The 15,155-nt window shown below is 43.6% G+C and carries 10 protein-coding genes; 4 read left to right on the plus strand and 6 right to left on the minus strand.

Annotation, left to right across the window (positions count from 1 at the left end; all coding sequences use genetic code 11):
* Positions 1 to 5: 5 nt before the first annotated feature.
* Complete coding sequence (locus AC19MV_RS08565; RefSeq protein WP_498296786.1) at positions 6 to 3,710, minus strand: response regulator; 3,705 nt, start codon at positions 3,708 to 3,710, stop codon at positions 6 to 8.
* Between the two features lie 243 nt (positions 3,711 to 3,953).
* Positions 3,954 to 5,348 carry a PhoH family protein gene (locus AC19MV_RS08570; RefSeq protein ID WP_498306999.1) on the minus strand — a complete coding sequence of 465 codons (1,395 nt, stop codon included), beginning with the start codon at positions 5,346 to 5,348 and terminating at the stop codon, positions 3,954 to 3,956.
* 372 nt (positions 5,349 to 5,720) lie between these two features.
* On the opposite strand from AC19MV_RS08570, the gene rapA reads away from it, so the two are divergent.
* Both rapA and AC19MV_RS08580 read left to right on the plus strand, forming a co-directional pair.
* A complete protein-coding gene (rapA, locus tag AC19MV_RS08575) occupies positions 5,721 to 8,627 on the plus strand; it encodes an RNA polymerase-associated protein RapA (protein ID WP_498307000.1) in 2,907 nt (968 codons plus the stop codon).
* Between the two features lie 96 nt (positions 8,628 to 8,723).
* A complete protein-coding gene (locus AC19MV_RS08580) occupies positions 8,724 to 9,596 on the plus strand; it encodes a DUF3530 family protein (protein ID WP_498307002.1) in 873 nt (290 codons plus the stop codon).
* A gap of 35 nt (positions 9,597 to 9,631) precedes the next feature.
* Here AC19MV_RS08580 and AC19MV_RS08585 read toward each other — a convergent pair whose 3' ends face one another.
* On the minus strand, positions 9,632 to 10,438 hold the full coding sequence (locus AC19MV_RS08585; RefSeq protein WP_498307003.1) for a crotonase/enoyl-CoA hydratase family protein: 807 nt from the start codon (positions 10,436 to 10,438) through the stop codon (positions 9,632 to 9,634).
* A gap of 392 nt (positions 10,439 to 10,830) precedes the next feature.
* Here AC19MV_RS08585 and AC19MV_RS08590 point away from each other — a divergent pair, with 392 nt between their 5' ends.
* Together AC19MV_RS08590 and AC19MV_RS08595 are read left to right on the plus strand one after the other, a co-directional pair.
* Positions 10,831 to 11,826, plus strand: a complete 996-nt coding sequence (locus AC19MV_RS08590) for a response regulator (RefSeq protein WP_432400073.1) — start codon at positions 10,831 to 10,833, stop codon at positions 11,824 to 11,826.
* A 17-nt stretch (positions 11,827 to 11,843) separates the two neighbouring features.
* On the plus strand, positions 11,844 to 12,800 hold the full coding sequence (locus tag AC19MV_RS08595) for a GGDEF domain-containing protein (RefSeq protein ID WP_432400074.1): 957 nt from the start codon (positions 11,844 to 11,846) through the stop codon (positions 12,798 to 12,800).
* 133 nt (positions 12,801 to 12,933) lie between these two features.
* Here AC19MV_RS08595 and rraB read toward each other — a convergent pair whose 3' ends face one another.
* The 3 genes from rraB to AC19MV_RS08610 form a co-directional block, all read right to left on the minus strand.
* The gene (gene rraB / locus AC19MV_RS08600) at positions 12,934 to 13,371 is read right to left on the minus strand and encodes a ribonuclease E inhibitor RraB (RefSeq protein ID WP_498307005.1); all 438 of its coding nucleotides are present in this window, start codon (positions 13,369 to 13,371) and stop codon (positions 12,934 to 12,936) included.
* A gap of 81 nt (positions 13,372 to 13,452) precedes the next feature.
* Positions 13,453 to 14,187, minus strand: coding sequence for a 1-acylglycerol-3-phosphate O-acyltransferase (locus AC19MV_RS08605; RefSeq protein WP_498296796.1), 735 nt, complete (start codon positions 14,185 to 14,187; stop codon positions 13,453 to 13,455).
* A 197-nt stretch (positions 14,188 to 14,384) separates the two neighbouring features.
* Positions 14,385 to 15,152, minus strand: coding sequence for a metal ABC transporter permease (locus AC19MV_RS08610; RefSeq protein ID WP_498307007.1), 768 nt, complete (start codon positions 15,150 to 15,152; stop codon positions 14,385 to 14,387).
* Positions 15,153 to 15,155 lie beyond the last annotated feature (3 nt).

The following is a 15,155-nucleotide window of genomic DNA, read 5'->3' on the forward strand; positions in this document are numbered from 1 at the left end:
TCGCATTATTTATGATTGTTTTTATAAGTAATCCAATGCGATAACGTTTCAAATAACTCCGTTAATACAATGGGTTTGGTAATGTGCGCGTTCATTCCCGCCGCTAAACTTTTTTCGCGATCGCCAGACATGGCATGTGCGGTCATGGCAATAATCGGCATTTGCTCTTTTGTGTAACGCTTACGCAGTTCAGTAGAGGCGGTTAGGCCATCCATCACTGGCATTTGAATATCCATTAACACGGCATCAAAAGGCTTAGAATCAATAATGTCTAACGCAATTTGGCCATTATCTGCAATCACCACCTCATAACCTGCGCTTTTAAGCAATTCAGAGGCGACTTGCTGATTAATAAAGTTATCTTCAACTAACAAGACTAACCCAGCATCTTTACTCGGCTCATCGGCTTTAATGATTGGCATTGCATTTAACTTGGGCTCTGTTGCAAATGCATTAATAATTTCATCAAATAAGTCAGACGCTTTGAACGGTTTTTGTAAAATGGCATAGACGCTATCTTTGGCGAGTTCTGTATCGAGAGGCTCTGCTGCGTAGGCGGTCATGAGAATAATAATCGGACGTTTTGCAATCACCCCGTCACGGATCATTTCGTCCAAGATCTTAATCACATCGCAGCCATTCATTTCTGGCATCATCCAATCGAGCAACAGTAAATCTATCGGCTTTTGACGCAAAATATCTAACGCTTTTTGGCCACTGTCAGCCGTGTCGACACCAAAACTGAAGTCTTGCATTAAGGTCGAATACATTTGTAATGCGCTTGGGTTATCGTCAACAACCAAAGTGCTTAGGTTATTGAGTTGTTCTGGCACCACTAATGGCTCAATCACTTGCTCTTCTGCAATTTCAAAACTGATGGTAAAACTAAAGGTACTGCCCACGTCCATTTCAGACTCTACCTGCATCGTACCGCCCATCATCGACACTAAGTGCTTACTGATAGAGAGCCCCAAACCGGTACCGCCATATTTACGGGTAGTTGAGCCGTCTGCTTGAGAGAATGCATCAAATAGCATGGCTTGTTGGTCTTTACCGATGCCGATACCGGTGTCACGTACCCAGAATTTCATGGTGATCCGGTCGTCACGTTCACCCACATCTTCACAGCCGAGCTCGACTTCACCCGTTTGGGTAAACTTAACGGCATTAGACAATAAGTTAACTAGCACCTGGCCTAATCGTAACGGATCGCCATTTAAAATTAATCCTGCCGTGACGGGTGCATACAGTAGCAGTTCCACACCCTTTTCTTGAGCTTTAATGGCATTAATATCGATGACGTGATCGAGCACGGTATCTAACGGAAACGCAACGCGTTCAAGTTCTAATTTACCCGCTTCAATTTTCGAGAAGTCTAGAATGTCATTAATAATACGTAATAGCGACTGCGCCGAGAAACCGGCTTTATTGAGGTAATCTTGCTGCTGCGCCGTTAAGTTGGTTCGCTGCGCCAATTGCACCATACCAATAATGGCATTCATTGGCGTACGGATTTCATGGCTCATGTTCGCTAAGAATTCACTCTTATACATGTTGGCTAACTCAGCATCTTGCTTAGCTTCTAGCAAGGCCACTTCGTTACTCTTTTGACGAGTGATGTCTTTATGGGTACCCAGCATACGTTTGCTGCGACCGTTTTCACTAAACTCAACGGCACGGCCACGAGATAACACCCAGAAATACTTGCCATTTTTGCCCAGCATTCTAAATTCGATTTCATAAGTGCCATTAGGGTTTTCGACATATCCACTGCGATACTGCTGCACACGTTCACGATCGTCTGGATGGAATAATGCATCGATTGACGCGAGTAATGGCGGAAATTCATGCGCCTGATACCCCAGCATCGAATAAAAAGCAGGGTTACAAATAATCTGCTCAGAATCGATATACCAATCCCATAGCCCATCCTCTACCGCATCCATCGCAAGGTGATAACGCTGTTCTGACATACGCAGTTGTTCTGCGGCATCATGTTCTTTGGTGATGTCACGCCACACACAAATTAACCCCAGTAAATCACCGCGGCGGTTATAAAATGGCAACTTAAAGGTGTCGAGCAATACGGCTTTACCCTCAACTATAATCCGTTCTTGATAGCGCAATGAATGTTGTTGGCTGAGGACTTCTTTGTCTTCTTCACGGATACGCTCGCCCTGTTCTGGACTCACGACTTCAGACGAGGTTAAGCCAATAATTTCATTTTCGCTGTAGCCGAGCATGCGTTCAGCAGACTTGTTACAGCCTAGGTATTTGCCTTCTTTGTCTTTAAACACAATGGCTTCAGGGATCGAGTCAATGAGCGATCGCAATAATGCGTATTCACGCTCTCGTCGCTCTGTGGTTTCACGTAAGCGCTGAGTTCGTCTGGCGACTAAGTTGTCTAGACGTTTATTTTGCTCTGCCAAATGGTGAGTATATTGGCGGTTTTCTTCAAAAATACGGCTCACTAACGCAAACCAGGGTTCCCAACCATTAGTGATTTTTTCAGGTGGGCGTATTGGCTCTTGTGAACACGCTTCAAGGTGAGTTAATAAACGCGATGCAGGGCTTACAAAGGCACGCCGCGTTTGCCAATGCACAATAGTGACCAGCAGCGATAAAGCTAAAACGACTAATAAAAAACTCAGCTGTAACTTGTCCCATGAGTCTTTAAACAAGTCATCTTCATCTTGTAAATACAATAATCGCCATGGGGCATTATGCAAGGCGACAGAGTGAATGTAATAACCATTGCGAATAATCCCTTCATGGGCATCAAACAGTTCCGATTCTGACAAAGAGTGCAGCGCCGCAGGAATGCGCTGGCTGATGTGATACACCTTGTTCATTTCGTTGGAGTCAAAATCACTGTGCGATAAAATATTATTTTGCTGATCTAGCAAAATCACCGTGCCCGGCATTTTAAAATAGGTGCGAATTTGTTTATCTAATGACGACAATGTCATGTCGAGGTTAATTGAACCAATAAACTCATCTTGCAAATATACCGGCAGCCCAAGGGTGGTGATTAAACCTTGATGAGCAGAGTCAATGTAGGCTTCGCTCCAAAATACACTGCGCTGTGGATTCATCGACGGTGTCGATAATTGGAATTGTTTTTTATTCAGTAGTTCATCTCTAAAACGCAGTTCGTTATTTTCCCAAGGGTAAAACGACATCATGCGGCGTTTCGAAATATAATAAATTGACGAGGCTTTTGGCGCGGCTTCTTTGGCGACCGGAAACGATAGCGACAACTCAAACAGCATTTCAAGTTCTTGATAAAAAGGCTCAGTGCGATCGCTGAGCGATCCCGCTCCGGTGATCCGGCCCATATTGGTAAAAGGCACATCACTTTGGCCATACATGGGTTCTAAAGTGAAGTATTGGCCGTCTTCATTAAACTTTTCATATTTGGGTAGGCGATCTTTACGCACGAATTCGCCGAGACGTAAATGATCAACCGCCACATCTCGCAAACTTTTAACGGCTCTAATGCTTGATTCGAGTAACAAATCGATTTGCAATACATGCCGTGCTACTTGTTCTTCTCGTTGTTGAATTTGCTGATCTTTTTGGCGTTCAAACATCATACCGGCCGACAATAAGGCCATTACAATTACCCCAATGTAGGTGTAAAACACCGCTTGGTTATAATTGCGTTGAATTGGAGATTTTAGTTGTAAATCTGGCTCTGTCGGTTTCATTAACGACCCTTGATACAGCGGGAAATAGCGCGCTGTCGAACGAATAACACCAAAAAATAGGCAATAAAAAAACGAATGGTCATGATATCAGGAAGATAAGCTCAAGCACATGTAATAATGACCGGTTAACGACTCGTCCAACCTCAAAAATAGTGCTGTAATCATAGAATAAAATACAGATAAAAATAAATAAGGTTACCAAGGTAACCTTATTGACTTAACGCTGTACCATTTTTGCAGCGGTTACAAATGTTCCTCTGCAAATTCTGCCAAGCGTGAACGTACTACGCCGTTTAAGTAAATATTGGCACTGCCCTCAAAATCTTTAAAACGCTCCACGATATAGGTAAGACCTGAAGTCACAGCGGTGAGATAAGTAGAATCGATTTGCGCTAAATTGCCGCTACAAATCAGCTTTGTCCCCTCACCCATACGGGTAATCATGGTTTTAATTTGTGATGCGGTTAAGTTTTGGCATTCATCTAAAATCACCACAGAGTTTTGAATCGAGCGGCCGCGCATAAAGTTAATCGACTTAAATTGGATGTTGGCTTTTTCCATAATGTAATTCACGCTGCCCGTAGGATTAACATCATTCTTATGTAACACCTCAAGCGTGTCGGTAATGGCTGCTAACCATGGTGCCATTTTCTCCTCTTCGGTACCGGGTAAAAAGCCTATAGATTCGGCAATGTCAGGGGTATTACGTGTCACGATAACCTTGTCATACAGTTTACGTTCAACTACCAACTCAAGCGCGGCGGCCATGGCCAATAAGGTTTTGCCACAGCCTGCAGGGCCGGTCAAAATAATCAGTTCGATATCGGGATCGAGTAAGGCATCAAGCGCCATACCTTGATAGATATTTTTAGGTTTTACCCCCCATGCTTCATGGTGCATTAAGCGATCGCGACCTCGATCAATGATCTCAAGATGCTTATCGGTTTTACTGGCCACTCGGCCACAAAAATCAGAATCCTCATCAATAAGATATTGATTTAGATAATAGTGTTCATTACCTAAATGATCCGATGGCACCTGATGCACTGTGTGTCGTCCTTTACGATCTGTTGAGACATTATCAACGTTTTGCCAAAAATCACCCGCAAACTGATAAAAGCCTTTGGCTAAAAAGCGAATATCGTCAATGAGCTGATCGGTGCGGTAATCTTCCACTCGTTCGATACCTGCACCTTTGGCTTTTAAACGCATATTAATGTCTTTTGTGACTAAGACTACGGTACGAGGAAAATGAATTTTTTGCAGATGCAGTGCGGTATTAATAATGCGGTTATCGTTATTGTCGCCTGGCAAAGAGCCGATGATAAACTCAACTTGATGGTCTGGAAATATCGACAAATGGCCTGATACTTCAGAGTGTTCTTCACGGGTGGGTAATGCAACACCTTTTAGGATCTGTTCAGGTGTCGTGGGGCCGCCAAGAATATCTTCTAATGCACGTATGGCGACCCGTGCATCGCGACTCACATCGCGCTTTCTATCTTTAATACTGTCGAGCTCTTCTAACACAGTCATCGGGATGATTACGTCATGCTCTTTAAACGAATATATCGCTAAAGGTTCATGCAGTAACACGTTGGTATCCAGTACAAACAACTTCTTGTCGTGTTGTTCCATGGCGCCTCCAGTGTGCTCTCAATTAATTGATTTCAATCTATCGACTTAAACGCTTAACATAAAAGGATAATTTATTTCATTATTGAAAACAGGCTGTATGTTTAGTCATTAGCAAACTTAATATGACTCAACAACATACTTAATATGACTCAACAACATACTTAAAATGACTATGGCACCTGCATCATCATAACTCAATAAAATATGGTTATCCCTTGTTCCACAGTATGACGTCAATGTGACACTGAAATGTCAATTTGTTGTAAAAACACCCAACTGATAGATAAATCGATGCTAGAATTTCAATCTGCATGGGTTTGGTTTAACATACGCCCCCTTTTTGTTTCCCCCGCTTCAAATAGAGAATTAAAGATGCCTTTTGCTTTAGGTCAACGCTGGATTAGTGATACCGAGTCGGAGCTCGGATTAGGAACCGTCGTTCAAATTGAAGGCCGCATGGTTACGCTGCTGTTCCCTGCCACTGGAGAAAACCGGATGTTTTCTCGCAGTGAAGCTCCCTTAACTCGGGTTATTTTTAACCCCGGTGACACCGTAGAAAGCGGTGAAGGCTGGAGTATCACCATCAATGAGGTTGAAGAAAAAAGCCAATTGGTGATTTATCACGGGATTCATAGCGAAACCCAAGAAAACGTCAGCCTTCGTGAAACAATGCTGAGCCACAATATTCGTTTTAATAAGCCACAAGATCGTTTATTTGCTGGGCAAATCGATCGTTTAGAGCGTTTTGGTGTGCGTTACCAATGTCAGCTATTACGCCATAAATTAGCCACATCAGATTTACTGGGCCAGCAAGGCCCGCGCGTTGGACTGATTGCGCATCAGCAGTGGATTGCTCACGAAGTCGGTCGTCGTTATGCGCCGCGTGTATTGCTGGCCGATGAAGTGGGTTTAGGTAAAACCATTGAAGCAGGCCTGATTATCCATCAGCAGTTATTAACCGGTCGCGCTGAACGTATTTTAGTGATTGTGCCAGACACACTGCGTCATCAGTGGTTAGTCGAAATGCTACGCCGCTTTAACCTGCGTTTCTCTGTATTTGATGAAGACCGTTGCGTTGAAGCCTATGCCGACAATGACAACCCGTTTTATACCGAACAGTTAATCATTTGCTCACTTGATTTATTGCGCAAGAAAAAACGCCTAGAACAAGCTTTAGACGCTGACTGGGACTTAATGGTTGTCGACGAAGCACATCACTTAGAATGGTCTGAAGACGCGCCAAGCCGCGCCTATCAAATCGTAGAAGCATTAAGTGAAGTGGTGCCTGGTGTTTTACTGCTTACCGCGACCCCAGATCAATTAGGTCATCAAAGTCACTTTGCGCGTTTACGTTTACTCGATCCAGATCGTTTTTACGATTACGACGCATTTTTAGCAGAAGAATCGAGCTACAAAGACGTTGCTGATGCCGCTGAAGCATTAAGTAAAGACGCTAAGTTGCCCGACAGTGCAATCAACAGTTTAACGGAACTGCTCAGCGAAAAAGACATTGAGCCAAGTATTCGCTTAATCCAATCAAAAGAGGTTGATAGCGAGCTACAACAAGTGGCGCGCCAAGACTTATTGCAAGAGTTACTCGACCGTCACGGGACTGGCCGCGTGCTGTACCGTAACAGCCGCGCCTCGGTAAAAGGCTTCCCTAAGCGTTTCTTTAATGCCTACCCACAAGAAATGCCGGCTCAATATGTCACCGCAGAGCGTGTTAATGCCATGATGGGCAGCGCAAAAACGGCGCAAGCTAAAGCGATACAAGCGTTAAGCCCTGAAAAACTCTACCAAGCATTTGAAAATGACAGTGCCAGTTGGTGGAAGTTTGATCCGCGCGTAGATTGGTTAATCGAATTTTTAAAATCGCATCGCAGCAAAAAAGTGCTGATTATTGCCAGCCAGGCAGAAACAGCCCTTAGCCTTGAAGAAGCCTTGCGTACTCGCGAAGGGATTCAAGCAACAGTATTCCACGAGGGCATGTCGATCATCGAGCGCGATAAAGCCGGTGCTTACTTTGCCCAAGAAGAAGGCGGTGCACAGGCACTCATTTGTTCTGAAATTGGTTCTGAAGGACGTAACTTCCAGTTTGCGAGCCACTTAGTATTGTTCGACTTACCGCTCAATCCAGACTTACTTGAGCAGCGTATTGGTCGTTTGGATCGCATCGGCCAACAAAACGATATTCAAATACATTTACCTTACCTACGCGACACTGCGCAAGAACGTTTAATGCGTTGGTATCATGAAGGCCTTAATTCATTTGAGTTAACGTGTCCTAGTGGCCATGTGTTATTTGGTGAGTTTGCCGATGAGTTGATAGGCGTACTGAGTCACGACGATGAAGATGCCATGGTGCAGCTACTTAACCATACGCAGCACCGCTATAAAGAACTCAAACAGGCCATGGAACAAGGCCGCGACAAGCTGCTAGAGATTAACTCTCATGGTGGTGAGCGTGCCAATAAATTAGTACAACGTTTGTCAGACAGCGACAACGACACCCAGTTGATTGGTTCGGTTATTCGCCTTTGGGACATCATTGGTGTTGATCAAGAAGACCGTGGTGAAAACTCGATTATTTTGCGCCCTAGCGAGCACATGATGTTTCCCACTTACCCAGGCTTGTATGAAGATGGCATAACGGTAACCTTTGATCGTACTACAGCCTTATCACGTGATGATATTGCGTTTATCTCGCAAGAACATCCGCTAGTGCAAACAGGCTTAGATTTAATCACAAGCTCTGAAACAGGCACCACTAGCGTGGCAATCCTTAAAAATAAAGCGCTGCCTGCTGGCACATTATTTTTAGAATTGATCTACATGGCTGACGCATCAGCCCCTAAATCAACTCAGTTATACCGTTATTTACCGCCAACACCTATCCGTGTGTTGCTCGATAAAAACGGCTTAAATCTGGCCGATAAAGTCGATTATGCCAGCTTTGATAAACAGCTAAGTGCAGTAAATCGCCATATCGCCAGTAAACTAGTCAATGCATCGCAGCCAATATTGCACCCTTTATTTGCTAAAGGTGAAGAGCATGCAAAACAAGCTCTGGGCGACTTAGTCACCGATGCACGCGCTAAGATGACCCAACAATTAACTGGTGAGCTTGAACGACTTGAAGCCCTAAAAGCCGTTAACCCGAACATTCGCGAAGATGAGCTAGAGTATATTCGCAACCAAATGGTCGAGCTAACCGGTTACATGGACAACAGCCAGTTACAGCTTGATGCCATCCGCATGGTGTTAGTGAGTCACGTTTAATCCCTATTACTTTAGGGAAAACATTTAGTGCTTTGATAATGCCCTGTTTTCAGGGCATTATTGTTTTTAGATTTTATATTTACTGATGAGGTTTTTGTGCAAGTAAGACATTTTTGCCACATAGTAATGATTGCAGTTGGGCTGTGGGCACTCGTCCCTGCCGCAAGTGCGCAGCAAAAGTACGCTCACTTAAACAGCAATGAAATTAAGTTTATTACCGTTGACGGTAAACAATCTGAAGTATTAGTGCGCTCATGGCAGAGTAAAAAACAATTTGGTTCGCTGATGATTGTAGGACCATCAGACACCGATGCAGACGCTAACGGGCTGGCGAGTTATTTACGCACTCAAATTAATACTCGCGGCTGGGCCAGCATCAGCTTAACCCCGGCAAAAGGTCTTTATCGCCCCAACTATGCCACCAAACCTGAAGATATTAGTAAAGCCGGCAGCGAACAAATCACCCTCAGCACCAATAAAAGCATCCCTAAGTACACCTCAGAACAATTGCTCGAACTGCGTAATTTTCAACAAGCGGCGCTAAGCGAAGCAATAAATCAGCTCGGCTCAACCGTAAGCTTATTTCCGGGGGCCAGTATTCTCGTTGCTATTGACGACAGCGCGGGCATGGTAACCAACTTACTTTATGACAAAAAAATCCCCACACCCGATGTATTTGTGGTGGTTAACCCTTACCGCGAGTTTGAATATTTAATCGATCCGCAAAGTCAGCGTAAATCGATCGCTGAGCAGTTAGTGACAATGTCATTACCGATCCTCGACATTCAATCGAGCGATGCCCATCCTATTTCGATTACCGAAGCGCCCACAAGACTGAATTACAACCAAGTGAAACCCGCTCGCTATTATCGCCAATATCAAATGAGTTTGGATTTTAGCAATCAAAGCGGCTGGGAAGAGGCTCTCGATCAAATAGAAGGTTTTTCACGAACCGTTATCGGCCGTTAATGGGCTTTTGCAACATCGTATTGTCGGTATCCTTCCTACCACCAAGATTGTCTAGCGTGATAAGCCTTGTCAGGATTTTTAGTTTGCCTAATGGCCGCAATCACTCGGTTTTTTCCTATTAACAAGCGAATTTGGCTCAGAGATTCTCGAGCTAATAAGCTGCGGATCGACCCTGTCCAATTTCGGTTGATGCTTAGCTTAATGGCGGCATTCGCATCAGGAGAAGTACGCATAATTTTATTGGCTAATGCCACTGCGGTTTCATAAGCCGTATCGCTAATTTGAGTGATCATGCCAAGTTCAAGCGCTTGTGGCGCCGTTAAAATATCAGCAGTATAAGTCAGCATTAACGCTTTATCTTTAGGCATAATTTGACGTAACGCCACTAACCCCGCCATATCAGGTACTAAGCCCCATTTCGCTTCCATAATCGATAATTTGCAATCAGGACTGGCAATACGAATATCGGCGCCCAGTGCTATTTGCATGCCGCCACCGTAGCAACAGCCTTCAAGAACCGCAATAACAGGCATAGGCAACCGCTGCCACCCCAGAGACACTCGTTGTGCTAAATTGGCATTACCGGGTAGCCACTTAAACAATAACTTCATGGCTTTGCTCGGCGAACTCGCCACACTTTTAACATCTAAACCGGAACAAAAATTCCCTTCAGCACCAGACAACACCACCGCGTTAACACTTTTATCTGCAGCAATTTGCTTAATCACCTTATCAATCGCCTTAAACATCTCAAAACTGAGCGCATTGATTTTACTCGGACGGTTTAAACAGACATGCGCTATTCCGTGTTCGATACTAAGCTTAATTAAATCCTTTTCCATAAATGGGTTCCGCTCATCTGGTCAGTCCAGTTTTCAGGTTAACATATCTGGACTATCTGTCGAATAGTAATAACATGACAAATAAGCGTCACTGGTCAAAATATTGCCATGATGTTTATAGTAGAATAATGAAGATGACTTATTTTCGATTAACACCCAACAGGTAATATCGTGCTTGAAACTGTTAATAATGGGAGTTACACCGCAACTTATGTTACAAAGTTGTTTTTTATGATGTTGAATTACCCATTTTATTAACAATTAAGTATAATGAATGTTCAAAAACAAAGTGCTGTAAAACAGCCCTAATAATAACGATGACGCCTCGCACCACTCGCGACTGCATTTAAGAGTGCTTTTTCCTAAAGGCGAATTAAGGAACACCTGTCACAATGACTATACCGATATTGATATGTGATGATTCTGCATTAGCCAGAAAACAAATGGCACGAACTCTGCCCAAAGATTGGGACGTTGAAATTAGCTACGCCACAAATGGTGCAGAAGGTCTCGATATTATCCGTGCCGGTAAAGGCGAAATTGTATTTCTCGACCTTAACATGCCTGTGATGGACGGTTACGAAGTGCTCCAGGCAGTACAACAACAAGATTTGCCCGCACTGATCATTGTGGTGTCTGGCGATATTCAAATTAAAGCCCATGAACGGGTTAAAGCATTGGGCGCACTCGACTTTATTCAAAAGCCTGTGAGCGCCGATGCCATCAGTAACATCTTGCAAGAATATGGCATTCTGACTCTGACTCAAGGCTCTAAAGCCGACGACACGCCAATAATGAAAGTGGACTTGCGCGATGCATGTCAAGAAATCGCTAACGTTGCGATGGGCCGCGCTGCCGATTTATTAGCAAAATTACTCGATGTATTCGTATTACTGCCTATTCCAAACGTTAACGTGCTTGAAGTTAGCGAGCTCACCATGGCATTAAAAGCCACTGAGCAGAGTGCAAAAGTATCAGGGCTTTGCCAAGGATTTATTGGTGCAGGCATTGCGGGTGAAGCATTGTTGCTATTCCATGATTCTAGCTTTGAAGACATGGCAAAACTCATGGGGTTAGAGAACCCAGATGATATTAATACTGAAATCGAAGTCATGATGGACACAGGTAATGTGCTCATTGGGGCTTTTTTAAATGGTATTTCAGAACAGCTCGACATGAAATTCAGCCAGGCGCATCCCGTGGTACTTGGTAGACATTGCAGCGTTAACGAACTCATACACGACAATTCAGAAAAATGGCAGCGCACTCTCGCTATGGAAATTAATTATCGCATTGAAGATTACAATATCCAATGCGACTTATTGCTGCTGTTTACAGAAGATTCAATCCCTACGCTTAACTACAAGCTCGGCTACCTACTCGACTAACGCTGGATAACTTTATTATGTCAAATGACCAAAGTGCGATGAACGAACTACACTGGCTAATCGATATGGTACAAACCATTGAAGTAGGCCTAGTGGTGCTCGATCGCGACTATAATATTCAGCTGTGGAACGGGTTTATGGAAAACCACAGCGGCGTATCGCCTAATTCAATTAAAGGCCATAACTTATTTGAAAAGTTTCCCGAGTTGCCTGCAGATTGGCTTAAGCAAAAGATGGAGTCGGTGTTTGTCTTAAAAAACCGCACTTTTATTAGTTGGGAACAGCGCCCATATGTATTCAAATTTAAAAATTATCGTCCGGTTACTGGTCGCGCTGATTTTATGTTCCAAAACATCACTTTACTACCACTTGCATCGCTTACTGGGCAAATTACTCATATCAGTATTATTGTTTATGATGTTACCGACATTGCGGTCAATAAATTACAATTAAAGGCCGCTAACGAGCAATTAGAAGAGTTAAGCCAAACCGATGGTTTAACCCAACTGCATAATCGCCGTCATTGGCAACTTTGTATGGAAAAAGAGTTTGAGCGTCATTCGCGTTACGGCGATACCTCAACCTTAGTGATGATCGATATCGATAACTTTAAGCAGGTTAACGATAAATATGGTCACCCTGCGGGCGATAAAGTGATTCAACACATTGCGTATCTATTAAAACAGTCGCTACGCGAAACCGATTGCGCTGGCAGATATGGCGGAGAAGAGTTTGCTGTTGTGCTGTCGAAAACCACGGCTGACGAAGCATTACACTTTACAGAGCGCCTAAGACAGCGCATTGAAGAGTCTGAAGTCGCCTTTGATAATCGCCTCATTAAAGTCACAGTGAGTTTAGGCATTAACGATCTTAGCTCGCAAATTGATAACAGTTCTAACTGGTTATCTGGTGCAGACAAAGCATTATATATGGCTAAACAAGAAGGCCGTAATAAGAGCGTGGTGTTTAAATAACAAACCGAAACGACCTTTAGATTAATCGATAGAGCGACATGATGTCAGTGGCCCTCGCGACAATAATCCACATCGGCTAAAATAAAAAACGCTCATCAATGATGAGCGTTTTTTTAATGTTTACCGTTGCGGATTAATGAAACGAATCGGTATCATCGTCGTCAAAACCGTCATCTTCAAATTCATCATCTTCGTCGTCATCTTCAGCATCTGCTTCATCGCCAACAAAGTAAGTACCCCAACCGTCGTAATCCACTTTTTGCTTAACAGCAAGCTGAATCAGTTGTTCACAGGCCTTATCAAGCAAAGGCGTTTCTAACTTGTGATGGGCAATTGCGTCAAAACAAAAAATGATAGAACCATCGTCTAATTCCATTTCTTCGGCATCGTTAACTTCAAAGCCAAGCTTAAATGCATCAACAGCGGCTTTTTCTAAACGGTCAAAGTTGGTCGCCGAAAAATGATGTTCAATTGTATATTCCGCATCAGGCTCTGAACCATCAGCAAGTAAGGCATCAACAATTTCGCGGTTTTCAGCAAATTGCTCTTTTAACTGACGCTCGACAGACATGGATTACTCCGTTAATAAACACATATAAATTTTAGCCAATTATACCCAAACTCAAGTAAGTTGCGAACTTATCAACGCGGTTTAGTGTTTAACGGTTTGATTTAATGCTAACGCTTCTTTATTTAACTCAACCAGTCTTGCTGACATGGCCTCATGAACTTTAGCGCTAAAGGCTTTAACGTCATTTTTAGTTAACCCTTCTGTCGGCATCGGTGGCATCATTTCGACAATCACAATACCGTTATTCCAACGATTTAGCTTAATATGGTTCTGACATGAAGCTAATACCGGTACAACAGGCACTTGCGCTGCGATAGCCGTGTGAAATGCGCCCACTTTAAAGGGTAATAAACCGCGACCACGTGAACGAGTTCCCTCAGGGAAAATCCACACTGATAACAACTTAGTTTTCATTTTCTCTACGGTTTTAGCCATCGTATCAAACGCGCTATGACGGTTTTTACGGTCAATCAGAATATTGCCAGACAACCAATAAATCTGCCCAAACAATGGCATCCACGCCAAACTCTTTTTACCTAGGCTTACGGTACCTTTTGGCACTGCAGAGGTGTGAGTGAACAAATCGAAGTTGTTTTGATGGTTTGCTAAATAGATGCACGGTTGTGGCATGTCACTGACAGGATGAACCCGAGTAATGACTTTTATGCCCAGCACCGGCGCAACAGAAGAGAAAATCTTAGCCACGACATGAACGTTATTGCGATGCATTGGCCTTAAAAGGCAAAAAACCATTACGAAAACAAAGGCTAAAAACAATAGCACGGCGAGAATAATTAAACGAGCGATTAGCAGCACAGCATACTCCTGCAAAATAATTGTCGACAGTATAACGATGCAGGTCTAGGGACTCAATTATTTTGTTTACATATGTACGCTGAAATACTCTGCCCTGCTATACAGGGCAGAATAACACGATTTATGTGACAACCATGCGACATTCCTAGGTTAAAGGAATGTCGCAATGTTTAATGATGTCATACCAACGCTGCAAACTAAGCCGCTGTAGGACGAAGTTTGAGTAACTGTCTAAACACTAGCGCGCTGATCGCCAATGTCGCGACAATCGCTGCGCCGCTTGGCAAGTCGTAGCTAGCAGACAATAATAAGCCTGCTACATAACCAACGATACCAACTGCATAAGCCCACCCGAGTTTATATTTACCTAAGTATTTGTTTAATGCCAATGCCGGTAAAATAAGGGTGCTGAACACTAAATACACCCCAACAAGCTCTACCGATAAGGTAATCACTAACGCAAATAAAAAGTAAAAACCCGCCCCGTCGAGTATATTGGGCTTAATCGCAATTAATGCCAAAATCGCAACAGAGACCACAGCAGGTATCATCAACTGCGACCAACTCACCCACAAAATTTGCCCAGACATAAGCTGTTTTAACAACTCTGCACCATGAGGATCGTTTGCTAGCAATAGCATCGCCGCAACTGCGCTTAACACATAAAAGCAACCAATCATGGCCTCAAGTTCACCTGTCAGCCGCTTAGCCATCCAGGCTATAACGCCAGCGCCAGCAAGTGCAAACAATGCCGGCATCCACATATGAACAAAAGGTAAACCTTCGACATCATGATCCATGTGAGACACTATCGCCCCTAACGCTGCGATTTGTGCAATGGCTAAGTCGATAAAAATAATACCGCGCTTTAGCACTTGCTGGCCCAGCAACACATGAGTTGATAACACCAACAAACCTGCCGCTAACGCGGGTAATAATATCGACAGAAGCTCAACATCAAACATGGC

It is taken from the genome of Shewanella sp. MF05913 (assembly GCF_059758095.1).